Raw genomic sequence first — 24,796 nt, forward strand, 5'->3', positions numbered from 1 at the left:
ACAGTTGATTTATCAAAGGCGGCAGAGGACGGATGAAGCGTGTATCAGAGTGCAGGAAGAAGCGGACAGTTGGATTTTTATCATATAAGAAGTTCCCGGAGAACCCAGGCGGAGGACGAGCGCTGGATGGATGACTGGGAGGAGGAACGGTATTCCGACCGGTATTATTCGGACAGACATGAACAGAAGACAGGAAAGAGGCGGCGCTCCACGGGGAAGCGGCCGGTACATATTCTGGCGGCAGTGATCGTTTTTGCGCTGGTGTTTTTCATGGGACGGGGCGTCCGCAGTCTGGCAGGCAGTCTGTTCGGCGCGGGGAACGTTAATGTAACCGGGGATTCGATCCTGCCGGAGGCAGATGCCTTGCTGGGCAAGAAGACCGCGGCAGTGAAGAACAAGCAGATCGTCTATCTGGATGCGGGCCACGGCGGCAAGGATCAGGGGACAAGCTATCAGGAGGTGCTGGAGAAGGACATCAACCTGGCGGTGGCGAAGAAGGTACAGAAGCTTCTGACGGATGCCGGATATCAGGTGGAGATGACCCGCTCGGATGATACGAAGGTGGACAACTACACCCGGGCGGAGATGGCCAACAAGGCCGGTGCCAACGTGTTCGTCAGCATCCACTGCAACTATTTGGAGAAAGGCGAAGCCAACGGCATCGAGATCTACTATGACAGCAATAACGCAGAGGGCGGTGTGCTGGCGAAGAAGACCCAGAGCTGGCTGGTGAACATGACCGGCGCCAAGGATCGCGGCACCCGGACAGAGGATTTCATCGTGACCCGGGAGACGACCATGCCGTCCATCCTGGTGGAACTTGGATATTTAAGTGACAGTACCGAGCGTGCCCGGCTGCTCACCGACAGCTACCAGAACCTGCTGGCAGGCGGTATCGCCAGAGGTGTGCGGGAATATCTGGCAGGGGTCGAATGAGTGCCGGTGTGCGGGAACGTTATTGCTGTTCCTTTCCCTCCTGCTGCTTCAGTAAAGTGGCATAACGAAGGAGCTGTTTGCGGGATGAAACGCCCAGCTTGTTGTAGATATTTTTGTTGTGGAATTTTAATGTGTTTTCTGTCACGCCCAGGATCGCAAGAATCTCTTTTGCATTTTTTCCTTCAAGATACAGATCAAAGACCTTCCTTTCTGTCGGAGTGAGCTGACTGATCCCCTCCCAGAAATATTGAAAATCATCGGGATCGATCTCCTGTTTTCTGGAATAGGCAAGCCGGGCAATTTCTGCCTGCGCAGATCCAAGATCATTGCTGGCCTGTTCCAGTTTGCTTTGCAGCCGCTCCTGCCTGCTCTGCGCTTCCAGCCGCTCCTGCTGTAAAGAGGATAAAGTTGCCTCATGTGCCCGGTCCTGCTCTGCGAGGAAAGCAAAGAGATCCTCGATTTCCAGAACGTGGGATTCGCCCTGTGCCCGGTCTGTGCTGGTCTTAATCTGTTCCAGGCCCTGTAAGATGGGTGCAACATATTTTTTGCTGCACCAGAGAACGGAGACCAACGTGGCCAGAAAGGCAATGAACAAAAATGCGGCAATTTTAAGCTGTGCCGTCCGTATAAGCGCCTGGTATTCCGTGGCAGGGAGCATAACGGCAACCAGATGGGGCGTCGTTCCTATTTTCAGTTTCTGGATTTTACCGATAAATTTGGTATTCCCGCTATGGAAGATCGTCAGAGGTTTCCTGTCATCAAGGAAAAAAGTATTTTCAACCAGCGGGAAATAGCCGGATTGATTTCCTGCAACCTGGCCTGCATAATGATCCGATTCTTCTGTCAGCAAGGCGCAAAAGATATGTGCCTGTCCGCTTCCCATCGTTTTGTGAGAAAGTGAAAAATACAGACTGCTGATCTCAAAGCCGCATACACCTATTGTGACTCCGTCAGGATCTAAAACGGGTATACAGAGAAAACGGACACTTTCCCAGGTGTCGGGCAGTTGATAAACAGATGTAAGAAACCAGGATTCAGAAAGATTCCCGCTTTTGCCGGACATCAATCCGTCAATTTCCGGAAACGCCTCCGTCTGTGTTTCTAACTGCCATGTGCTGTGGAGATTCATATTCTTTTTCCGCGCGACAGTGGGAAATCCACGAAAAAGGCAAACATCATTATGAATGGTGTTTTCTGCATAAAGATTCGCAAACTTCAGATACAGCCCGCTATAGCTTTTATCGGGCAGGGTATCGTTGACAGTTGTGTTCAAAAAGCAAAATGCGCCGCTGCAGGGTGTAAGCAGCATATGGCTGTTGACGATCTCAAAGAGCTTGTTTTGCATGGATTCCAGAGCATCGGGATGATTGCGCAGCTGGTCGAAGGTAATCCCGGCATCTGTCAGTTCATTTCTGACCGCTTCTGTTATCTGTTGGGAAAAATCAAGTGCGTAGGCAGCCTGATCGTTGCCCTGACGTTCCAGGAGATTCGCAGAGTTCTTCAGCTGATTGTCCAAAGCCCGCTCAATCTCATATCCGATGGGAGTGATGGCGCCGAAAAGGAGCAGCAGTATAACGATCAGGAGTGCGAAAAAAACGATGATGGTAAAAAGGTAGATCATCAGGCGGCGGCGCATGGAAACTCCCTGCGTTTGCGCTGCCGCCAGTGCGGCTTTCATTTCTTTCAGGCGTAGCAGCATAGTTCTGCCCCCTTTGTGTGTGTCAATGTGCTGTGGCTTCCCGGATTTCCGAAAGCGAAGAGTCAAGGAGCTCTTGCATAACCGATTCCGGGTCATCTCCGTGTTCTGTGCGGCTGATATAGTCCCGGTGGGCAATCGATAATATGTTCTTCACGGTTTCCTCAAACCGCGACTGTGTTTCGCCGGAAGCGTTATACAGCGGCAAAGGAGAAAAAGTGTAGGAACCATACATTTGATCCACTGCTTTATAAAGCATCTGGAATTTCTTATTTTCAACAATTCCCATGTCAGAGAAGAGTGTGGAAAAGGCATCTTCTGTAACCGGCAGGTAGCCGGAAGCAGTTGCAAAGTCCAGATTATGTTCATTCTCTGTGATCCATTTTCCGAAAACTGCGGCAGCTTCATTCTTCCTCTCATCTTCGCTTTTCATGGCAAACAAACCGGATCCCCTTTGTATGGCCACCGGTGAGGCGTCGGAAAAGACCGGGTAAGGATACACCGCTGTTTCGATTTCTTCTGTGGTATTATCCTGATAGGTCACATAGTCCCGCAGATACAGCATTCCTGCCGTAGAACCGATATTGCTGATCACCTCGGCAGTCTTCCAGCGGTCAGAAGCATAGCCGTCCCCGGTGCACAGTCCGCCATAGATTGCCGCCCGGGCCATTGGCAGATAGGTTTGTGCAAATTCTTCGCTGCTGCAATCCGGCTTCCCGTCCCGGATGAACTGTCCGCCCCGCCCGGCGATATTGACCAGGAAGTAATGGTAGAAGTCATTGATCTGAAACATCTGTGCCCCGTCTGACCAGTCATAATATCGGCAGCACAGATCGAAAAGGGTCTCAAAATGGAGAAGATCGTCCGCTGATGCGCCTGTGTCTGCGGAAAAACGGTCGAAGATCGTTTTGTTCAGGAACAGCAGCTCTGTCGATTTGGCGATGGGCAGCATAACCAGACGTCCATCTATGATGCCTTCTTCCAGAAATGCATCCACATAGGCGGAGCGTTCCTTCTCCGAAAGATATCCGTCCCAATCCAGAAGCCTGTCAGGCCCGATTTCTTCGGCCACCCGTGGATAGGCTGTGAACAGATCCGGCATGGAAACCGCCCCCGGATCATTATGGGCAGAGGCGATCAGCGCATCATCGATCGCAGAGGAATTTGTGACGGAAACAACAGAAACTACAATGCCGTTTTCTTTCCCCTTTGTCTGGTTAAATTCATCGATCAACGCATTGAGCGGTGATTCTGTCTGACTTCCATAGACATGCCACATGGTCAATGTGACGGGATCCTTTGCGGTTTTATTACCGCAGCCTGTCATGCTCACCAGAAGTATCATGGTGAGAACTAAAATGAATATTCTTTTTATGTTGGTACCCTCCTGTCTTCGATTCGGCCCGCCGTCATTTCTTTTCTAAAGTGCATCAATGACAGCAGAGAGATAGCTGGAAGAAACAGAGCCGTAAATAAAATTATCCACCAGACCGTCCTTTTTGGCCTGACGCACCCTGTCAGCCAGTTTCCTCTCTGTATTTTCATCCACCACCAGCACGATTTTGCAATCCGGATGCTTCCGTTTCAGGGCGTTTCGGATTTTCAGCCGTTCTTCCAGCGTCCGGGATGGGTATGTGGTGACCTCCATGATCAGGACATTTGCAAGCACAGTATCACACAGAGACAGCGTTTTGTCGGGGTTCTCGCTCATGAACGGTTCCAGATCGGAATCAAAGTTGCGCAGGGCTTCGGCTACGGCATCTGCAAACAGGATATTTTGCATATCAATAACGATTCTTCGCATAAAGCGGCCTCCTGTCAGTCATTTTGAATCCTTTGATATTACCAGTATAGCAAAAAAGCCACTTTCGCACACTGTCCCCGGGTACAGGTGATAAACGGTCTGCACTGTTATCCGGTGATGTCGGGATCCAGATCCTCCGGGAGGCTCGGAATAATAAATTTTTTGCCTGTGACTGCTATGGCAAGACGGGTTTTGTTGGCATAGCCGGTTTTCTGCAGAATGTTGGAAACATGATATTTCACAGTCCGTTCTGTGATAGAAAGAGCCCGGGCGATCTCACTGTATTCCAGACCGTCGCAAACCAGGCGCAGTACCTGGATCTCTTTTGCTGTCAGGTCGGTGCTGCTTACAAGCCCCAATTTCACCGGTGGTGTTTCCCGGGGGAAGATCTGTTCTCCCGCCATCGTGCGGTCAATGACATCCAGCAGATCTTCGGGACTTAAATCTTTGTACCAGAAGCTGTCAACCTTTGCAGCTTTTGCCCTTTCCAGGAAACCGGCCTCGACCATGGATGTGACAATGATAATCTTTATGTCAGGGAACGCCGCTTTGATCTCAGCCGAGGCTTCAATGCCATCCTTGTTTCCGGAAGTGCATACATCCATCAGGATCAGATCGATCATCTGCCGCTTACAATAGGCGAGTGCAACATCTGCACCGCTGATACTGGCTGCAAGGGCATAATATTTACTGTCAGAGATCATACTTTCCATATATTTTCTGGGCATCCGCTGATCTTCTACAATGAGCACCTGCTTCATTCTGCCGCCTCCTTTTCTGTGGGTATGGTGATCGTCAGCGCAAAGGCCGGAGTCCACCGGAGCTCCATCGTACCGCCTGAATTCGAAACATGGCGGTGGAGATTGCGTAATCCGCCTTTTGGTACAATGGCGCCTTTTGGGGGAATTCCGTTATTTGTGATACACAGGCAACTGTTGCGCCCATCCTGCCGGGCAATGACGGAAAGGGACGTTGCGTCCGCATGGCGGACGCTGTTGGTCAGACACTCCCGCATGGCGATCACAAATATGCGATAGATTTCCCCCTGCTTTGGCATTTCACCGGTCAGTTCTACCTTTACACCGATGGTCGCGGCATCCTGCAAAAATTCCGCTAGCATACTGCATTCCTGAGGGGATTCATCGTCATTTTTAATGGCTCTGATCGCTTTCTGAAACAACAGAAGACTGTCTGCGGCTTCCCGGGACACCTGATCCTGCTGCAAAATCTGCCGCATAGCGATGATCCCCGCCCCCATCTGGTCGTGCAGCCTGGTCTTTGCCGACAAGACTTCCGCCTCCTTTGTAAGGGTCAGTACATTGTCCGAAAGAACCTTTAAATCACGGGAGAATTTCTTCAGCTGTGCAGTCTGTTCCCTGAGCTTTTGTCCCTTTTCGTAAAGCTCAGTCACATCTGAAAAGACTACCTTCATGTAAACGGTGCCATCCGGCACCGTTATTTCTGTCTGAGAGTAACGCCAGACCTTGCCATCGGGGAACAGATAGGACGGCACTTCCTCCGGGAGCCTGACAACACTGCTTTTCCGGTCACACGCCGTAAACGCCTGCTGCAATTCATGGAACTGCTGGAGGTCGCTGTGCGCCAGTATGCGGAACAGACGGTACATTTGCAGATTGCACAGCTTGAGTGCACCTGAAGGGGTGAAATAGCAGACGGCACTGGGCAGCATATCCATGGCCTGTTTTACGGAATTGCGACTGAGTGTCCGGTCTTTTTCATGGATGAAGACGGCAGACTGACCGAGAAGCAAAGTGCCTGCCATGCCGGCGATGCACCACAGCAACCACATGGGGAACGGAAGCCGGGGATGTGCAGGAAGTCCGGCTGCCGTTTTGTGAAAGGCATCCCCGGCAGTGCACAGGAGGATCAGCAAAGCGATAAATATCCCGATATTGAAAAGCCTGTTCCATCTGCGTCCGCTCCGGTCAAGGGATGTAAGAAAAAAGAAATACGTCCAACAGCAAAGCAAAGAACAGGCAGATCATCCATGCGGACTGTTCTGTTTCAGAGGCTGCATAAAATGTAGTCATGTTTGTCCACCTGCCTTTCCGATGCGGAGAATCAGGCACCATACGCCATCTTCAAATGAGCAGCTTTCGCAGATATTCCGAAAATCTGCAAGGGAGCTTTCACACTCCACCTCCAGACGGAGAATGATGGAATCTGTAAGAATACGCGCTTTCAGCCAGACAAAGCGCAGATCATCTATGGCGGTCTCCATCACTTCCTCAAAAAAGTCGTAGATCAGGATCGCATCCCGGGTAGAGATTTTACTGCCCCCGGGTATGTCCGCTTCGCATTCTGCACCTGTCAGTTTCAGATTGGCAAAGGATTCCTCTATACACAGGGCCAGCTCTGTGGTGTCGGTGGTTTCCGTTTTTTCACGGATAAAGATCAGATTGCCTTTGCGTTTGATGTAAGCGCCGATCACGGTAATCTTTGCAAGCAGACGGCGGCGCTCTTTAGGATGTTCTTCTTCGTTATACCGGGAAAACAGGTCGTTCAGTAAACGGATCTGACGGGCGGTTTCTTTCTGCAAAAGATCATAGAGCCGGTTTTTTTCCCGCAGGGTGTGGATCTCCAGCTTGATACGATAATTTTCCTGCTCCAGGTGGTTGCTTTCTGCAATGGCTTCCCTGTTTTCTTCCAGCTTTTCAAGCAGGGCAGTGATTTCCGTGATATCTTCCTGCCAATATACATGACCGCCTTTGATGGGGCAGCTTTTCAGCAGAGTATGTTTGTCGAGGTTGAAAGGGCCTCTGTCTGCCGCACACATAACCTGCGCAGAAAGCATGGGCGGATCTGCGGAGGCATAACAGACCTTATGGTCATGGTCAGTGATCTGGGCGCGGAAGGTTCCTGCCTTAAATATCTCGTCATAGCCGGTATTGGTCTGGATCAATCCGCACTGGATACAGCTTTCCAATATGGCTATAAACATCAGGCATTGCGCCGCTGTAAGGTCCCCTCCTATCACCTGCATCCATCTGGCGCCGCTGGCATAGATAAAGGCGTATATGATAGAGCAGGACAGCAGAAGTGCCGGTAAGTATTTTCTCCTTTGGGCCACCCGGCATTTGATGAGCATGATCATAAATGCGGTCAGCGCACAGGCAATGATCCATCCCATGACAAGATAATATCCGTATGCATATCCGTTATCTGCATCGCTCCATACTGATCCGGCCGGGAAGGAAAAAACGAGCTGATGGAGATCGTTTGTCAGCACCAGCAGCAGAAAAAACAGGGTGGGAACATATAACAGCCTCGCCCATTTCGGTAAACGGTAGTTTTCCGGCTTGCCCAGAGACATGGCAACAAACACGGAAAGCAAAGGGATGAGCAGCATCGGGCAATAGTACCAGTACCATAGATACCGGATCACAACAGGATCCGTCACAAAAAAATATTTTACTGACCGTACAACAAACCAGAAAACAGTCAGAAATGAAACGCCAATCATATAGCGGCGTACTTGTGTCTGTAAAATGCGGTGGCTGACGGAGAGCCCCCAGCCAATATACAGGCCGATATAAATCATCGTGCGGATCAGACCCAGCGGTACAAGAAGAATATTAAATTTCCCCGGAATGCGGGCGAGGATGGCACAGATGACCAGCGTGGCTGACAATATAAAACTCATCACGGTATCTTCCTTTGTATCTCATTTGCATTTGCAGCATTTTCGGACCGGGTTTTGGACGGGATCGGGATTTTTTACTCATCCTGCCCGTTTTTTTTATTTCATCCTACCCTTTTGAGGGGTTTGGGGTGGGGACAAAAGTGCGAAAATTGCTTAAATTGTGAGTACAGATTAAATCTATTTCAGATATTATACCATACAACCATGACTTTATCGAGAGGCAGAAAAGAAAGGAGGGATTTGATGGCGCTTGCTCATAAAACAGCACACTATCGGGTGATCGCTGATGCAGGGGGCAATCGGTACAGTTTTTTTTGTGACATAGCAGGTGCATTGTTGTATACGTCCGGGCCTGTCCGCGCAGAAACACAGGAGCAGGAAGTAGAAATTGCCTGGGAGGATGCAAGGAAATATTTTAACCGATGCCACAAGTGCGGAAAATGGGTATCAAATGCCATGTATAACGCAGATGTAGCGGAATGTGTGGAATGTGCGCCGTGGGAAAATTTTCCCCGTTACTGCGCCTACTGCGGCAAAGAGATTACTTCCGCAGGAATATTTTGTCCGCGCTGCGGCAAACGGCTTCAATACGGAGGAGATGGGTCATGAGATGACAAGGCAGCAAATGGAACAGATCCGCATGGAGAGCATGAAGCAATACGGATTTGGCCCGGAAACGATGAAGCAGCTGAAAGTCTGTGCCAATTGTGGTGCGATCGTCCCCGCGGAGAAGCAAATCTGTGGAGAATGCGGCAGCCGGCTTCCCCGGAAAACGCTTTACCAGGTATATCTTAATTTGCACCGTCGCTGTCCGGTATGTGAAACTGTACTTTCTGACAACGCAATTTTCTGCCCCCAGTGCGGGACAATGCTCACAGCAAAGCGCAAATGAAAAAATGAAAGCATTTTAAACGTCAATGAAGCAAGATGAAACATGAAAGGAAGGATGCAACGATGGGACTTATAAAAGCGGCATTAGGCTCTGCCGGCGGTGTGCTGGCTGATCAGTGGAAAGAGTATTTTTACTGTGAGGCAATTCCAGCCAATGTGCTGGCAGTTAAGGGACAGAAACGAACATCCAAACGCTCCGTCAATACCAAGGGCAGCGAGAATATTATCACCAACGGTTCTGTGATCGCTGTGGCCGACGGCCAGTGCATGATGATCGTAGAGCAGGGCAAGGTAGTGGAGGTGTGTGCTGAACCGGGCGAATTTACTTATGACACCTCTACGGAACCCAGTATTTTCTCGGGTGATCTGGGTGAGAGTATCGATCAGGTATTCCAGAACATTGGCAAGCGCTTTACCTTTGGCGGTGAGGCGCCCAAGGATCAAAGGGTGTATTACTTTAACATCAAGGAGATCATAGGGAATAAGTATGGGACACCCTCGCCTGTACCCTTCCGGGTCGTGGACCAGCGGGCGGGAATCGACATTGATATCGCCATTCGCTGCTTTGGGGAGTATTCTTACCGGGTGGCAAATCCGCTGCTGTTCTACACCAACGTCTGCGGCAATGTGGAAGCGGATTTTGACCGCGGAACCATTGACAGTCAGCTGAAAACCGAACTGCTGACGGCACTTCAGCCCGCTTTTGCCAGGATCAGTGAGATGGGTATCCGCTACTCTGCCCTGCCAGGCCATACCACGGAGCTGGCAGAAGCACTGAACCAGGAGCTGTCTGCAAAGTGGCGGGATCTGCGGGGACTTGAAATCGTCTCCTTCGGCGTTTCCAGCGTCAAGGCCAACGAGGAAGACGAAAAGATGATCAAGGAACTGCAGCGCAATGTGGCTTTCATGGATCCCACACGTGCGGCAGCCCATCTTGTCGGGGCCCAGGCCGGTGCCATGCAGGCGGCAGCTGCGAATACCAATGCCGGTCCCGCCATGGCCTTCATGGGCGTGGGGATGGCCGGTCAGGCCGGCGGTATGAATGCACAAAGCCTTTTCCAGATGGGTCAGCAGCAGGCGCCGCAGCAACAGATGCCGCCACAGCAGCAGGCACCGCAGCAGCAGATGCCGCCACAGCAGCAGACGCCGCAGCAGCAGTCTGATCCGGCAGGGGGAGGATGGAAGTGCTCCTGTGGGGCTACAGCAACAGGGAAATTCTGTCCGGAGTGCGGGAGCCCCAGACCCGTGGACAGCATAGGATGGACCTGCTCCTGCGGAACGTTGAATAAAGGAAAATTCTGTGTCGAATGCGGCAAGCCCAAGCCGGCCGGGGTACCCCAGTACAAGTGTGACAAGTGCGGCTGGGAGCCGGACGATCCCACCCATCCGCCCAAGTTCTGTCCGGAGTGCGGAGATCCGTTTGACGACGGCGACATCCAATAAAAAGCATAGGGCGCCTGCGGCTGCCGGACGAACAGACATAACACCTGAAACGATCAACCAAACAAACAAAAACATAAGATAGGAGGATATTACATATGAAAGGTCAAAAATTTTTGAAGGTTACTTCTATTCTCATGATTATCTGTGGTGTCATCGGTGCCATTGGGGGTGTCATTGCCATTCTTGGCATCAGCGCCCTGGCGGCGTTCATGGAGAGCACCGAAGGTACCGGCCTGCTCTATGCCAGCGCCCTGATTTTGACACTGGCATCTGTCATCGAATTTATCGCAGGCATCAAGGGCGTCGGAGCCTGTAACGCGCCGCACAAAGCGGCAGCCTGCATCAAGTGGGGCGTGATCATTGCCGTCTTAAGTATCATTTCTATGATCATCGGCGTTGCCGGCGGAGGAAAGTTTAATATCACCAGCCTGATCCTGAACCTGCTTGTACCCGGCCTGTACATCTATGGTGCTGTCCAGATGAAAAATGACGCACAGGTGTGATCATCAGAAAGAAAAGGCGGCTTATACCGTTTCATAAATAGGAGGTAAATTGATTATGGCATTGTTCGGAAAACTGTTTGAGAAAAAGGAATGCGCCATCTGCGGCGGCGAGATCGGGTTGCTGGGCAACCGAAAGCTGGAGGACGGGAACTGCTGCAAGAACTGTGCGGCAAAGCTCTCCCCCTGGTTTAATGACCGGAGGCAGAGTACCGTGGAGGAAATCAAAGAGCAGCTGGCTTATCGGGAAGCGAATAAGGAAAAGGTTGCCGCTTTTCATATCACCCGCACGCTGGGAGAGGACACCAAAGTGCTCCTGGATGAGGACGCAGGGCTGTTTATGGTCACTGCAAGCCGAAATCTGGCGGATGCCAATCCGGATGTACTGGCCTTTTCTGATGTGACCGGATGTAAGCTGGATATCGACGAGAGAAAAACCGAGATTGAGTATAGAGACGCGGAAGGGAAACGGCAAAGCTTTACGCCCTGTCGGTATGCGTATTCCTATAATTTCTATATCGTGATCAATGTCAACAATCCTTACTTTAATGAAATCCGCTTTCAGCTGAACGATTCCGCGGTGGACAATGATGCAGAAACCCTGCTGGATGGACCGGATGCTGTTCGCCCGATGCGCGGCGGCACCCGGCCCGGTATGGCCGGCAGAGCACCTGTGGGTGGCGGTATGAGGGTCGGTGTACCTGTCTCCAACGCAGAAGAAGTACGCGCCAGCGTGGAGTACCGGCAGTATGAGGAGATGGGGCAGGAGATCCGGGATGCCTTGCTCCAGGTTCGGGAACAGGTAAGAAATGAAGCGGCCGCAGCTGCAGCTCCGAAAACGGCAGTAACCTGTCCGTTCTGCGGAGCTACCACCACACCAGATGCCAGCGGCTGCTGTGAATTTTGCGGCGGCGCTGTCAATGGATAAGACACTACAAAACACAAAGGAGGAGGATGACAATGAAAATATCAAAAAAGATGATAGCACTTCTTTTGGCACTCATGATGGTTCTGAGTCTGACGGCCTGTGGAGGCAACAAGGATGCCCTTGCAGGTACCTGGTCAGCTGACCTGGGGGATGACGGCGTTATCACATGGATGTTTGACGGGAAAGGCAAATGCACCATGGAGAATGCCTACATGAAACAGGATGGCACCTATAGCATTGAGGATGACCAGCTTACGGTAACGCTGGAAAGCTGGAGCGATCCGTCTGTTTACACGTTTTCTGTGGATGGCAGCAATCTCACCATGAGCGAAAATTCCGGCTACGGCATCAGTGGAACCTTCGAGAAAAAATAGTGATTTTCTGTAAAATTGGGAGGGAATTATGAGACAAACAAAGAAGAAACTTTTATGTTTGCTTCTTGCGGCACTGCTGCTGTTCAGCCTTGCCGCCTGCGGCAAAAACAAGTCGCCGGGAGACTCGAACCTGATCAAGATCGGCGATTATGAACTGCTTTATAAGAGCGCATGTATTGTGGAGGATTCAGATCAAAATGATGCAGTTGTTCTGACGCTGGACTTTACAAACAACAGCAAGGAAAATGCCTCTTATCTGTGGAGCGTTGATGAAACGGCCATGCAGAATGGTGTTGAACTGGACATTGCGTCTATCGTTACCGACTACGATGCCTTTACTACGGTGATAGACGACCAGTTCAAGGAAATTGCTCCGGGTGCAACCCTGGAGGTGAAGACGGCCTTCGTGCTGAAGGACACGACCAGTGAGATCAAGGTGACCTTCGAGGAGCTGCTCGGCAGCAAAAACGGCAGCATCACCATCGATCCGTCCACACTTAGCCGGGAAACAGCCACCAATATCGGATCGAAAGCTGCGTCATCTGATGGGGATGAGGAGACACTGCTTGACTGGTGGAACGGCGATTGGTACGGCTGGTGGCAGATGACCGGCTGCTCCGGTTATTATGAGAGCATGGAAGGACAGTGGTGGGACGTCTGCGGCGTGATCGACATTGGTGCAGATTCTACCGGTACCGTTACGCTGTGGGACGAGAGCTACACAAAGGCAGAACCCATGGCTTCGGCGCAGGTCAGCCTGAATACGTCCGGAACCGGCGAGCACGGCACGATGATGTCCGAGGGCGGCTGGTTTACCAATGTTGCACTGGAACATGCAGACTGGATTGTTGACCCCGGTCTGATGGAACGGGATAACATGATCTGTATTGACGGCTGGTATGAAGATGGTGACGACGAGTATCACTATGAGATTTATCTGCGTCCGTGGGGACTTTACTGGGATGATGCGGGAGAAGATTTCCTTCCCTATTCTTACACGGACTGGTACCTGCCAATGATCGAGGCAGGCAAGTCTATGCCGGACAGCATCAATGCAGATGCACCCGCGTCGAATCCGGGCACGGATATGGCCGGAGGGGACGGCATCGTGACGGAAGAGCAGGTGCAAAAGGGCTATGTCTGGATGAACGAGGTCAACAGAAATATTTTTGACACTACCTACGAGGAGCTTGTTGCTTACTTCGGCGTGGAAGGTTTGTTTGAAAAGGAAGAGTACAGCGACCATATGAAGGCGAACTACCGGTACTATAAGTGGATCTCTGCGGACAATGACTCACATTTTATCTATGTCAATTTCAAGGAGGAGGAGACTGGCGTTTATGAAGTGAGCGCCTACAACACCAGCGGCTTTTCAAGCGAGGAAGCCATTGAGAAGTATCTTGACATCGTAAAGGCCGAAGCTGCCGAAGCAAATAAGGCCGCCTCCGCAAACGCTGTAATGAAGGACTTTTCTGCAAAGATCGCCATGTTTGCCCACGATGAGATCAATGTAACGGTCAAGACAACCATTCCGGAAAGTGGCTGGTCCTTTGACGAGAGTGGTCGATGTCTGGTGGAAAACGATGATCCCACTGCATTCGGCGCGGGCACCATCCAGTTTGAGGTCAGGGAAAAGGTGGAGGATTTCGATTATTACAAGGAAAAATTCGAAAACTATCAGGATATTGAAGACCGCGTCATCGGCGGCATCACCTTCCATGGACGCACCTATAAGTACATCGGTTATGAATGGATCCAGTATATCGCACAGATTGACGACACCCGTGCCTTTTCCATCGGTCTGCGGAATATGGACTGTGTCGAGGGCACGATGCCGGACATCATTCTTACCAACATGAAATTTCAGTAGTGCAGGTCTTTTGCAGGAAAGAAAACAGGTGACGGTTATATGTGACCGACTCCCGCCCCGGTCAGGGGCGGGAGTGCTATGACGATGATGGGACCGGGAGATGCACAGCGGCAGGGTAGCCGGGAAAAATGAAAGGTGGGCAGACGGTTTTATGAACAATGAAAAAGAAAATGGTATGTAAGATAATGGTTATTGTGTCAGTCCTTTCGATGGTTTTCGGACTTTCCGGATGCAGCGGAAACGAAAAATACACGGTCGATGAGATTGTTTCGTTCCATGCGTCTGATTACGGCACGGAAAGATTCCCTGTGTATTCTTTTGCACTGCAAAAGGAAGATGAGAACTGGTTCTTTTCTGCAAGCTGCTATGTGGGAAGCCAAAAGGAGCATTACACATCGTTTGGTTCTTTCCGCATCCCGGCGGAAGATGCAGAAGGATTTCTTGAAGTCATCCGCGAGGATGGTGAGATAAAACGACTCAGGAAATACCGTGAGCCGAAACACCTTTTTCACATATCTGATGCGCCGATGCGAAGCTCCGGCATAACATTCTCTGACGGAAGCAGGATAGATAAGAAAACCGCATGCGGTGATCAGACGCTTGCCTGTCTCTATGCCCTTGCCGACAAGTACTACGGGGCTGCCGAAAAGGTTGAGATCAGTGGTGTTTCCGTCTATAGCAGCAGTATGGATCAGTTTGGTTCCTATTCGTTTGACATCGAAAAGGAGGGAGATGACTGGTTCTTTTCCTTTGATGCGGTGGTCGATTCCGGTGGGGTCCACACGGAAGTGGAAAACCAACGGATCGGAGAGGAAGATGCAAAGGAAATCCTGCGTATTGTAAAGGAGCAGCGGCTCGTTGCAAGCGTGAGCGAGTATAAAGAACCGCCGGACGATGGGATATACGTCCTTGATGAAACGATATACCGGACGTCCTTTACCTTTACAGACGGCCGCTCTGTCTATGCCCCGATCGATGCGGGGAGTGAGCTGACCGATGCATTTTATCGCCTTGCGGCAGAGGAAGTCCGTGAAGACTAAGCGGACACTGCCATTGTGAAACATTTGATTGAGGAGGTTCAATATGGAACTTTATTTAACGGAAAATGTCCGGTTGGGCTACAGGACGGGGGAACTGATCCGTATGGCGGCATTCGCCCTTTTGGGTGTGCTCATCGGGTCATCGGTTTTCGGGGTTGATCTGGAGTTTGACCTGGGCAGTGTGCTTGCGGAGCTGTTCATGCTTTCCATGGGTGTGCTGTGTATCTGGAAAGGCACGTTTGGTCCGATCTGCCGCCAGAGCGACAGCCGGCTTGCCCATCGGCTGGCAGAATGCTTTTACGCCAGCCCTGAACCGGAGATTTCTTTTGACCGGCTCTCCGGCGCCATCGGCGGAAAGAATGTGGAACGCAAGGTGCGCCATTTGATCCAGAAAAAATACTTAAAGAATATCAGCCTTGATATGTCTAACAAACGTATCATGCTGACAGCCTTTGACAAAGCTACGCAGGAAGAGGAATACAAAACGGTTGTCTGTCCTTATTGCGGCGGGAAGAACGTCATCCGGCCCGGATGGGCTTCGTCCTGCGAATATTGCGGCTCTAAGCTGATCTGAGAAGAAAATAAAACCGGAAAGGGGAGATAAAAGATGCCTTCACAAGTAACAAATTACCAGTGCCCGGCCTGCACAGGCCCATTGCATTTTGTCGGGGAATCCGGGAAACTGGAGTGCGATTACTGCGGGAGCGCCTATGAGATCTCCGAGATTGAGGCGCTTTATCAGCAGAAAGAAGAACAGGCCGTGAAAGCCCATGAGGATGCGCAGGACGAAGAGGCGAAAGCCCGTGACGGCTGGGACACCTCCGGCCTGAACGGTGACTGGGGCGAGGATGCCGCGGGAATGAAAGTCTATAACTGCCCTTCCTGTGGTGCAGAACTGATCTGTGATGAAAGTACTGCTGCCACATCCTGCCCTTATTGCGGAAATCCAAACATAGTACCGGGACAGTTCGGCGGTACACTGCGGCCTGATTTTGTGCTTCCGTTCAGGCTCAGTAAGGAAGATGCGGTCGCAGCTCTGAAAAAGCACTATAAAGGCAAGATTTTCTTGCCGGGATCCTTTACTGCCGGGAACCATATCCAGGAGATCAAAGGGGTCTATGTCCCCTTCTGGATGTTTGATGGTGAGGCAGAGGGCGATGCCCTGTATGCAGCCACCCGTTCCCATACATACCGCTCCGGCAATTATGAGGTCACCGAGACAGAACATTATGATGTTTTCCGTTCCGGTTCTGTCACGTTTGAGAAGGTTCCGGTGGATGCGTCCAGCAAGATGCCGGATGATTACATGGATTCTATTGAACCGTATGACTATTCGGAACTGCGACCTTTTTCCACAGCGTACCTGCCCGGCTTTCTTGCCGACAAGTTTGACGTGACAGTGGAACAGAGCAGGGAGCGGGCTGACAAACGCTGCGAGAACACACTGGCTGCCGCATTGCGGGATAGCGTAAAGGGATACGATTCCTGTCTGCCCAAGGGGGCAGCATCTCCCTGAAACGTGGGAAGGTTCACTATGCGCTCATGCCGGTCTGGATGCTTAACACCAGGTGGAATGGCAAAGATTTTCTGTTTGCCATGAACGGACAGACTGGCAGGCTGGTAGGGGAACTGCCCGTGAGCCGCGGCAGATTCTGGGCGCTGTTCGCCGCCATTGCCGTGCCGCTCTCGGTGGTAAGCTCGGTTTTATTTACGCTTTTGTAGATGAGAGATAAGGGGGGAGCGGCTATGAAGAAATTTACATGTTTTGCGTTGTCAGTGCTGCTGTCGCTGAGCTTCTGTATTCCGGCTGCGGCAGCGGAAGATTACGGCGTGATTTACGATGAAACAGAGCAGTTAGGGTCGGAATCGCTGCAGCATGCAGGAGAGGTCACGCTGCCTGCGCTTACAGAGCAGTATGGTGTTGACCTGCGGGTAGATATTCTGACGAAGAGTGATTATGATACAGTATTTGATGCTGCGGAAGGCATTTACGAAAAGTATGGTTATGGCTATGGGGAATACCATTCCGGCATTACCCTGACCCTGCTGCTTCAGCCTTACAAAGATGGGTATACACTGGCTGAGGATGACTGGTGTGTCTATCTGGGCGGTACGGATGAAAATCTGCTCTACGGGGATTGGCTTTATGATCTTACCGAGGTGATGGAGCCTTATTTGTCAGAGGAATCCGGGGCATGGTCAGGCGATATGGATGTGAGTGCTGTGGCGCTTTCCCACGCTGTGAACATGATGGCGGAATTCGTGGAGGATCTTTTCGGATCGGGAGATGGCAGTTATGGAATGACGGAAGAGTCCTTCGAACAGGATGCAGAGAGCCCGGACAGCATTCTGATGAATTATATCTTTGACATCAGCGATCTGCTTCCCTTTGACCAGTGGCAGGAGCTGGAGCAGCGGGCCGGGAACATTTCCCAGCGGTATAGCTGCGGTGTCTATGCGGTTCTTGTGGACGACTATGAGGATTATGGTTCCGGGGATGTTTATGATGTGACTACCCAGATCTATCATTCCGGAGAAAACAGTTTCGGAATGGGCAGCGGACAGGATGGCATTATGATCCTTCTGAGTATGGAGGAGCGGGATTATGCCATGTTTGTTTACGGTAAAACTGCGGAATATGCCTTTAACAAATACGGACAGGAGCAGCTGGAAGGATGCTTTTTGGGCGATTTCGGAAATGATGACTGGTATGGCGGCATTTCCCACTACCTGGACGCATGCGATGAGTATCTTGCCAAAGCGGATGCAGGACATCCGGTGCGGGCCAACCCCTGGTGGGGGATTGGGCTGATGGTATTTCTGTCCTGTCTGGTGGCACTGGCGATCTGTGTGACACTGAGACGGAAGCTGAATAATGTCCGGCAGAAAGTGCAGGCTAACGAATATATTACCCCGGACGGGCTGTGCCTGGCAGACAGTTATGACCGTTACACACATACAACCCAAACCCGTACCAAAATCGAACGGGAAGGTTCGGATGGCGGCGGCCATACAAGCAGTTGCAGCGGCGGCGGCGGTTCGGGCCGCAGCGGGAAATTCTAAGGAGGAACAAATTCATGAGGAGAATGAGCATGCGAATCGCGACTGCTCTTCTGGCGTTTTTATTCCTGCTGAGCCTTGCCGCCTGCAGCAGTGGGACGCAGGACAACACCGGAAGCGGTGACACAGCGCCCCTGTCAGCCGGTGAAAGTCCCGGCAAGGAAAGCCCCGGCAAGGGGGAGCTGGACGGCAGCGGAGGTCATCAGAAAAAGGCTGAAACGGTCGTGTCAGATGAGGAAAAGGCACAGGAGGCACTGACCTGGCTGCAGGAATATATGGAGGAATATGTACCGCAGGCAGCCATGGCCGCAGCATATCTGGGATATCGGGAGGCAGATGACACCACGCCTCTGACAGAATGGCTGTGGAACCAGGTGCCTGGCTTGATGGAGACGATGCCCTTTATCCGGACGATCCCGCCTGAGAACATTTTGGGTTCCGGCTACGGGGATCTTTATTGCATCGTGCCGCGGGATGACAGGACTACCCTTTCTGTGAATCATGTCACATGGAAATCTACAGGTAACGGCGTCTGGCCGGAATCGGATAACGTGCTCTATCGGGAAGAGTATGCCCGGCCGGTGCTGGTATATGTAGGTTATGAGCAATTTTTCGATGAGCCGGATATAGAGATCATTGCCGGTGACGGCGGTGGCGCGGGAGGCCTGGTAACATGGCATCCGGTGTGGAACGCGATGGACGGAGGCTATATGATGATTCCCTTCGGCGAGGGCGATTTGCCTCTGGTTCTGGATTTTACCTATTTTGACGATGCCGCAAGTCTGAATATATGGGGCGATTCGGACAGTTCGGATCCGAGCGGTGATGGCTGGTGGCTGCCGCCCACGGAGGAAGGGCTGGAGGATAGCTACTGGGTGTGTGACGGATGGTCTGTCAACCTGCTTGGCGGAGGTGGTGAACCGGGTTACGCAGGCATTGCGGAACTGTATTACCAGTTCGAGGACGGGCAGGAATATCAGCTGGTCTATTCCGGCTTCTGGCGGATGGTGGATGATTGTCTGCAGCTGAATGTCTCCACGGGAGTAGGAAATTCTCCCAGCGATGCCAGCGGCATCTTCCCCGTCCTGCTCGACCCGTCCGGGGACTACCTGCTTATTTGGCAGGACAGAGATAACGGCATGTGTCCGCCTTTCTTTGAGGATGGCATGAGTTCTGCGGAGCTGATCCGCTCCTATGGATAAATATACCGGAAAGGGGCAATGACATGAAATATAGATGCACGTTTGTACTTTTGCCCGCGTTGCTCCTGTTCCTTACCGCCTGCGGCGGGAAGCAGGTTCAGTCGGGGAAGCCGGTTCAGCCGGGGAAGGAATCCATGTCGTCCATACAGAACCGGCGAGAAAAGAAATCCGATAAATTGGATGTGCTGCGTGCCGGAGCGCAGGCGGAGGGCTGTATCTGTTCCGTGGCTTTTTTGGGTGCCGCTCTGGAGACAGGGGAAGATCTTGCAGATTTTCTGGCATCAGAGGAGGCGACGCAATATCTGGATGCATACCCATTCATCAGGGAGATACCGCCTGATCGATGGATCATTCATCCGGAGGGAGGATATGAGGTCTATTGCATGGTTCCTACGGATCCCAAAGCTTCCGTTGCAGTCAATACATGGGACATCAATGAGGCCAATGCGTTCCGTGGCGAAAGCGGTCAGGTGCTTTACCGCAGTGACTGTGGAGATCCCATCCTCCTTCTGGGAAACATCAGCGATATCATGCCCAGTATGGATGCAGAGATTGTGGACAGTATGGGAGGGAGTGTGAGCTACCAGCCTTTTCTGTCGCTCTATGACGGTTCTCTGTCTGCCCCTTCCGGGATTTTTGATTTTACCCTGTATCATGAAGCAGACGTTGCTGTTCCTCAAACGGAAAATGGTGCGGGTGGGAGCTATTATTATCAGGATCTGCTCCAGGATGCTTACATGGGCCTCATAAACTGCGCTTATGCCGGCACCGTCGGGGATGGAGAATCCCTGGAAGAGCACGCGGAAAAGAGTGTCGCACGTCTGACGGGCAATAAGACGAAGCCCCAGGATCTTTCTGTAGAAAAGAACAGCGGATACAGTGAAGCGCTGGGATGCCCTGTCTATATTCTGACTTATACAACCGGCAGAAACGAAGATACAAGTGTCTGGAAAGTCTTTATGACGGAGGCGGATGGGTATACCTACCTCTATGCCTTCAGCGTATGGGCTGATGCCTATGCAGATAGAGAGGACACCATAGATGAAGTCTTCGGACAGCTGTGTTTTTCCCAGAAAAGTGGCAAAAGGGTGTTATGCACACGGACGAAAAGATAAGGAGGAAGATATGAGAAGCAGTAAATTTGCGGTGGCGATGCTTTTCCTGCTGTTGCTGCCGCTGGTATCCTGCGGGAGAAAAAAGGCTGAAAGTAACACATATGAGGAGATTTTGTCCGAAAATGTTTCGGGACCGGAATCGGAAAATGCGGAAGATGCGGAAACTCCCGAAGATACGAAAAATGCCGAAGATACGGAAGATCCCGAAGATGCAGAAAATATGGAAGATCCGTGGATGAATACTTGCTGGCAGGCGAACAGGTACACAATAAACAGAGAGGGTCAGATCATGGAGGGAACACTGCCCGAGGAAGATTGGACCATAGAATTATATTTGCTGGAAGACGGAGCTGCCCGGTATCGGGAGTGGAGTCCCCAGACATTTGACTACATCGGTACCTGTCATCTTCTGCTTGGGGTTGCCCCGGACTGCTTCTGGTATCCGGATGGGAGCGGTGGCTTTTTCCTGAGTACAGAGGATGGCGGAACAGAGGAAGATGCGGTTTTTGCCCAGGGGCATATGGCGGAGGGCCAGTTGCTGCTGGACTCCTTTGGTGACCGGTTTTGGATGGGGCAGCAGCCCATGCCGGCCAGGGGAGGGGAATATTGTATGGCAGATCTGTTCGGTCAATGGCGCATGGTTTCCGGCGAGACTGTTACGGAAGGGGATCCGGAGGTCTGGAGCTTTACGGCCGATGAAATGGAGATCAACCGTACATTGACATTTCACAGTTCATGGGATAGCGAGGAACCGAACGGTGTGGATTATTACGATGAGTGGCATCCCGGCTATCTCAGGGAGGCCCGGGACATGACGGCAGACTATCAGGAAACACCTGTTTATGAGGGCTGTGGCAACGAGGCATGGCGCCTTCGCTTATCTGCCGCAAAACCGGTATACCAGAACTATATGGAAGAGGAATTCTATGTTACGGTATTGGATGCGGATACGCTGCTGTTTCAAATGCGTCTCAAAGATATAGATGGCATTCTTACCACCAGTACACAGATTTTCAGTCGTTTGAATTAAGAAAGGGGACAGAAAGATGTCGGTTACATTAAATCAGATTCCCGGTACCTTGCAGGAATTCCGGATGTGTCCGCAGATGGATCTTTCCAGGCCAGAAAACACCTGCGTCATGTTCCTGTGCGCATTACAGCTATACATAAAAGACAGGGAAGCCGGGGCGGCGGCAATGAATATGCTGCGGGGTCCCAGGCCCATGACTCCCTACGACAGCCAATTCCTGCGGGACCGCCTGCGTGATAAGGCTTATCTGCCCATGGCCTATTTTGAAGGGGCAATGCCTCAGAACAATTATACCCCGACACAGCCTTATGTGCTGCATGTGCTTCCAGATCCGCGCCCTCAGGACATAGAGGCCGGGTATATTCGGGTATTCCTGAAAACGGCAGGGGCAGATTCTGCCAGGCCGGTGAAACTCCGGCAAAAGGGCGGTCTGTGGTATCTCTGGGAGTATTCCAGTATTCTCAGCGGGATACGGATCCCCGCGGAATACGATCCCTGGGGCTGAGAATAGGAAACGGCTCCGTTTATGATCCCATCAGCTGTGACAGGATGGCGCTGATGATCTGGTTTATACTCAGGTCAAAGAAAATGATCAGGATGGCGTAGCCCATCTTGCATCCGCCGGCGGCCCGCAGGCTCCGGGCAATGCGCTGGTCGGAGACGGCTTCTCTGCCCCGGCAGGACAGCTGATCCATCATTTTCTTTGCCCGTTTCCAGTACATGGAATCACCGATGAGGCCGACAATGAGGCCAACACAGACAGTGAGTGCCATGGAAAACATGTTCAGCTGCAGGTACGTGGAATCTGAAATCTGCGTACCCAGTGACTGGAACAGTGTCAGGATCAGATAGGAAACGATACCGGAAAAAGCATTCAGGATCAGAGAAAAGATCACAGCCTGGCGGAACATGCCGCGATAGGCCATCCAGCGGTTGGAAAAAACAGCTGCGGCCCAGTTGAAGGAGACATGTCCTTCAGATACACGCTGGAATTTCCTCAGATAGGTGTTATAGTTTGGCCCCACGAACTGGGCGATGTCGTCGGCCAGATAGCCATCGATCCGGGTATTGTTCAGTGGATAGGGGGTGTCCGCAGTCTTCGGGAAATGATAGCCGCACAGACTGCAGAAATTCATGTTGGCCGGTACCTCGTTGCCGCACCGGGGACAGGTCAGCGTCCCACCTGCATACTCCTCAGAGCTGTGGCTGCTCTGGCCGTAAGGATCCTCGTCGCGACTGTTATCGGAAAAACCAGCGCCGCCGTTTTCATCGGAAGCATCCGCATAAGAACCATAGGAATCTGTGCGGTCGGCACGGGTGTCGTTCGCATCGGTGTCTTCTGCGTCCGGGCGGTTGGAAAGGTTTTCCTGTGAGGGTTCCTCGTCCCGGGACGGCTTCGGATAATAATCGTCCACGCTGTGTGTTGTTCGTCTGTTATCTTCCATGTAAAATAATCCTCCTTCTGGGGTTCCCTATCAGTATAAACTTTCCATGCTGTTTTCTCAACCTTCTAAATCATAAAATTTCATAAAAAGAATGAAAAAACGTTGACTGGCGGGGCTTCGTATGATATTCTATACAGGCGAATGGAAGTAGGTCTTTTTTTTATGCCTAAAAATATGGCCGACGGGCCATCCCACAATTAGGCGGGGAAGACCGCAATAGAAATCAAGCGGAGGTGGAAGTTGTGCGTACGAGAATTACATTAGCGTGTACAGAATGCAAGCAGCGTAACTACAATACGACAAAGGACAAGAAGAATCATCCTGACCGGATGGAGACCAAGAAGTATTGCAGATTCTGCAAGAGACACACACTGCACAAAGAGACGAAGTAATTGGATACAGTAAAGGAGTGATTCGAATGGGAGATTCTGCCAAGACGGAAAAAGCCCCGAAGAAAAGCTGGTTTACAGGCCTGAAGTCTGAATTCAAGAAGATCATCTGGCCGGACCGCAAGACACTGGCTACCCAGACAACTGCTGTAGTAGTCGTATCCATTGCTGTAGGAATTCTTATTGCAGTCCTGGATTATATAATCCAGTTCGGTCTTAATTTCCTGATCGGCTGACGGGAATTTCTGTTAAGAGAGAACGTGAAGAGGCAAAGGGTGATTTTATGTCAGAGACAAACTGGTATGTAGTGCATACGTATTCCGGGTATGAGAATAAGGTAAAGGCGAATATCGAGAAGACCATCGAGAACCGGCATCTGGAAGATCAGATCCTTGAGGTCAGAGTGCCGATGCAGGACGTTGTCGAGGTGAAGAACGGTGTACAGAAGCAGGCTCAGAAGAAGATGTTTCCGGGCTATGTTCTGATCAATATGGTAATGAATGACGACACTTGGTATGTTGTCAGGAATACCAGAGGTGTTACCGGATTCGTTGGGCCGGGATCCAAGCCTGTGCCGCTCACGGAAGAGGAGATGAGACCGCTCGGCGTTACACCCGCAGATGTGGTGGTTGACTTCGAGGAAGGCGACAGCATCACAGTCATCGGCGGTGTCTGGAAGGATACAGTGGGCGTGATCCAGTCCATCAATCCTGGCAAACAGAGCGTGACGATCAACGTCGAATTGTTCGGCCGTGAGACTCCGGTCGAGATTGGTTTTACAGAGATCAAGAAGATGTAACACATAAGTGGGAGGGATTCCCCCGTGAATACCACAACACTTTCAGTGCTGCCGCGTTTTTTGAAAAAACGCGCATGATTGAAATTATTTAGGAGGTGCCAAGATGGCAAAGAAAGTTACAGGTTATATTAAATTGCAGATTCCGGCAGGCAAGGCAACCCCGGCTCCGCCGGTTGGTCCTGCACTTGGACAGCATGGTGTCAATATCGTTCAGTTCACCAAGGAGTTCAACGCAAGAACCGCTGATAAGGGTGACCTGATCATCCCTGTTGTTATTACCGTATATGCTGACAGAAGCTTCAGCTTTGTAACGAAGACTCCGCCGGCAGCAGTTCTGCTGAAGAAGGCTTGCAACATCAAGTCCGGTTCTGCAGTTCCGCAGAAGAACAAGGTTGCTACCATCAAGAAGTCCGAGCTTCAGAAGATCGCTGAGACCAAGATGCCTGACCTGAACGCAGGAAGCATCGAGGCTGCTATGAGCATGATCGCTGGTACAGCAAGAAGCATGGGCATCACTGTTGTTGACGACTAATATTCAGTGAACTGTACCCCCAAGGGTGATCGACGGATTGCCTGCGGAAATCATACAAAGATGTGGGAGGGTTTACTC

General features: G+C 51.4%; 26 protein-coding genes. 19 read left to right on the forward strand and 7 right to left on the reverse strand.

Annotated elements, in window-relative coordinates:
- Positions 1-39: 39 nt before the first annotated feature.
- Entirely contained in the window at positions 40-936 is an 897-nt protein-coding gene (locus tag RJD28_03490; GenBank protein WNV58604.1) for an N-acetylmuramoyl-L-alanine amidase, read from the forward strand.
- Positions 937-955: 19 nt separating this feature from the next.
- Here RJD28_03490 and RJD28_03495 read toward each other — a convergent pair whose 3' ends face one another.
- The 6 genes from RJD28_03495 to RJD28_03520 form a co-directional block, all read right to left on the reverse strand.
- Positions 956-2,635, reverse strand: coding sequence for a LuxR C-terminal-related transcriptional regulator (locus RJD28_03495; protein ID WNV58605.1), 1,680 nt, complete (start codon positions 2,633-2,635; stop codon positions 956-958).
- Between the two features lie 22 nt (positions 2,636-2,657).
- Complete coding sequence (locus RJD28_03500) at positions 2,658-3,911, reverse strand: extracellular solute-binding protein (GenBank protein WNV59553.1); 1,254 nt, start codon at positions 3,909-3,911, stop codon at positions 2,658-2,660.
- A gap of 141 nt (positions 3,912-4,052) precedes the next feature.
- Positions 4,053-4,436: a hypothetical protein gene (locus tag RJD28_03505; protein ID WNV58606.1), complete on the reverse strand. Its 384-nt coding sequence runs from the start codon at positions 4,434-4,436 to the stop codon at positions 4,053-4,055.
- A 107-nt stretch (positions 4,437-4,543) separates the two neighbouring features.
- Positions 4,544-5,197: a response regulator transcription factor gene (locus RJD28_03510; GenBank protein ID WNV58607.1), complete on the reverse strand. Its 654-nt coding sequence runs from the start codon at positions 5,195-5,197 to the stop codon at positions 4,544-4,546.
- Positions 5,194-6,330: a hypothetical protein gene (locus RJD28_03515; protein ID WNV58608.1), complete on the reverse strand. Its 1,137-nt coding sequence runs from the start codon at positions 6,328-6,330 to the stop codon at positions 5,194-5,196. Before RJD28_03515 ends, RJD28_03510 begins: the two co-directional genes overlap by 4 nt.
- A 153-nt stretch (positions 6,331-6,483) precedes the next feature.
- Positions 6,484-8,100, reverse strand: coding sequence for a histidine kinase N-terminal 7TM domain-containing protein (locus RJD28_03520; protein WNV58609.1), 1,617 nt, complete (start codon positions 8,098-8,100; stop codon positions 6,484-6,486).
- A gap of 954 nt (positions 8,101-9,054) precedes the next feature.
- Between RJD28_03520 and RJD28_03525 the strand changes: the two genes are divergently transcribed.
- From RJD28_03525 to RJD28_03590, 14 genes are all read left to right on the forward strand, one after another.
- Positions 9,055-10,434 carry an SPFH domain-containing protein gene (locus tag RJD28_03525; GenBank protein ID WNV58610.1) on the forward strand — a complete coding sequence of 460 codons (1,380 nt, stop codon included), beginning with the start codon at positions 9,055-9,057 and terminating at the stop codon, positions 10,432-10,434.
- A 95-nt stretch (positions 10,435-10,529) separates the two neighbouring features.
- Positions 10,530-10,937 (forward strand): hypothetical protein, encoded by a 408-nt coding sequence (locus RJD28_03530; protein WNV58611.1) that lies wholly within the window; start codon positions 10,530-10,532, stop codon positions 10,935-10,937.
- Between the two features lie 55 nt (positions 10,938-10,992).
- Complete coding sequence (locus RJD28_03535) at positions 10,993-11,862, forward strand: DUF4428 domain-containing protein (GenBank protein ID WNV58612.1); 870 nt, start codon at positions 10,993-10,995, stop codon at positions 11,860-11,862.
- 32 nt (positions 11,863-11,894) lie between these two features.
- Positions 11,895-12,236, forward strand: coding sequence for a DUF5640 domain-containing protein (locus RJD28_03540; GenBank protein ID WNV58613.1), 342 nt, complete (start codon positions 11,895-11,897; stop codon positions 12,234-12,236).
- A 28-nt stretch (positions 12,237-12,264) separates the two neighbouring features.
- Positions 12,265-14,106 carry a DUF5067 domain-containing protein gene (locus tag RJD28_03545; GenBank protein ID WNV58614.1) on the forward strand — a complete coding sequence of 614 codons (1,842 nt, stop codon included), beginning with the start codon at positions 12,265-12,267 and terminating at the stop codon, positions 14,104-14,106.
- Between the two features lie 308 nt (positions 14,107-14,414).
- Positions 14,415-15,146, forward strand: a complete 732-nt coding sequence (locus RJD28_03550) for a hypothetical protein (GenBank protein WNV58615.1) — start codon at positions 14,415-14,417, stop codon at positions 15,144-15,146.
- A gap of 43 nt (positions 15,147-15,189) precedes the next feature.
- Complete coding sequence (locus tag RJD28_03555) at positions 15,190-15,720, forward strand: hypothetical protein (protein WNV58616.1); 531 nt, start codon at positions 15,190-15,192, stop codon at positions 15,718-15,720.
- Between the two features lie 33 nt (positions 15,721-15,753).
- Positions 15,754-16,662: a hypothetical protein gene (locus RJD28_03560; GenBank protein ID WNV58617.1), complete on the forward strand. Its 909-nt coding sequence runs from the start codon at positions 15,754-15,756 to the stop codon at positions 16,660-16,662.
- A 26-nt stretch (positions 16,663-16,688) separates the two neighbouring features.
- Positions 16,689-16,868, forward strand: a complete 180-nt coding sequence (locus RJD28_03565) for a hypothetical protein (GenBank protein ID WNV58618.1) — start codon at positions 16,689-16,691, stop codon at positions 16,866-16,868.
- A gap of 24 nt (positions 16,869-16,892) precedes the next feature.
- The gene (locus tag RJD28_03570; protein WNV58619.1) at positions 16,893-18,209 is read left to right on the forward strand and encodes a TPM domain-containing protein; all 1,317 of its coding nucleotides are present in this window, start codon (positions 16,893-16,895) and stop codon (positions 18,207-18,209) included.
- A 14-nt stretch (positions 18,210-18,223) separates the two neighbouring features.
- A complete protein-coding gene (locus RJD28_03575; GenBank protein ID WNV58620.1) occupies positions 18,224-19,408 on the forward strand; it encodes a hypothetical protein in 1,185 nt (394 codons plus the stop codon).
- 23 nt (positions 19,409-19,431) lie between these two features.
- Positions 19,432-20,523 carry a hypothetical protein gene (locus tag RJD28_03580; GenBank protein WNV58621.1) on the forward strand — a complete coding sequence of 364 codons (1,092 nt, stop codon included), beginning with the start codon at positions 19,432-19,434 and terminating at the stop codon, positions 20,521-20,523.
- A 10-nt stretch (positions 20,524-20,533) separates the two neighbouring features.
- Positions 20,534-21,553 (forward strand): hypothetical protein, encoded by a 1,020-nt coding sequence (locus tag RJD28_03585; GenBank protein WNV58622.1) that lies wholly within the window; start codon positions 20,534-20,536, stop codon positions 21,551-21,553.
- 16 nt (positions 21,554-21,569) lie between these two features.
- Positions 21,570-22,058, forward strand: coding sequence for a hypothetical protein (locus tag RJD28_03590; protein WNV58623.1), 489 nt, complete (start codon positions 21,570-21,572; stop codon positions 22,056-22,058).
- Between the two features lie 19 nt (positions 22,059-22,077).
- Here RJD28_03590 and RJD28_03595 read toward each other — a convergent pair whose 3' ends face one another.
- The gene (locus RJD28_03595) at positions 22,078-22,998 is read right to left on the reverse strand and encodes a zinc ribbon domain-containing protein (protein WNV58624.1); all 921 of its coding nucleotides are present in this window, start codon (positions 22,996-22,998) and stop codon (positions 22,078-22,080) included.
- 242 nt (positions 22,999-23,240) lie between these two features.
- On the opposite strand from RJD28_03595, the gene rpmG reads away from it, so the two are divergent.
- The 4 genes from rpmG to rplK all read left to right on the forward strand — a co-directional run bounded on the left by rpmG (position 23,241) and on the right by rplK (position 24,718).
- Positions 23,241-23,390, forward strand: a complete 150-nt coding sequence (gene rpmG / locus RJD28_03600; protein WNV58625.1) for a 50S ribosomal protein L33 — start codon at positions 23,241-23,243, stop codon at positions 23,388-23,390.
- Positions 23,391-23,416: 26 nt separating this feature from the next.
- Positions 23,417-23,623 carry a preprotein translocase subunit SecE gene (secE, locus tag RJD28_03605; GenBank protein WNV58626.1) on the forward strand — a complete coding sequence of 69 codons (207 nt, stop codon included), beginning with the start codon at positions 23,417-23,419 and terminating at the stop codon, positions 23,621-23,623.
- Positions 23,624-23,670: 47 nt separating this feature from the next.
- On the forward strand, positions 23,671-24,186 hold the full coding sequence (gene nusG, locus RJD28_03610; protein ID WNV58627.1) for a transcription termination/antitermination protein NusG: 516 nt from the start codon (positions 23,671-23,673) through the stop codon (positions 24,184-24,186).
- Between the two features lie 103 nt (positions 24,187-24,289).
- Positions 24,290-24,718: a 50S ribosomal protein L11 gene (gene rplK, locus RJD28_03615; protein ID WNV58628.1), complete on the forward strand. Its 429-nt coding sequence runs from the start codon at positions 24,290-24,292 to the stop codon at positions 24,716-24,718.
- The last annotated feature ends 78 nt before the right edge of the window (positions 24,719-24,796 follow it).

Source organism: Oscillospiraceae bacterium NTUH-002-81 (genome assembly GCA_032620915.1).
In the GTDB taxonomy this organism is placed as follows: domain Bacteria; phylum Bacillota; class Clostridia; order Lachnospirales; family Lachnospiraceae; genus JAGTTR01.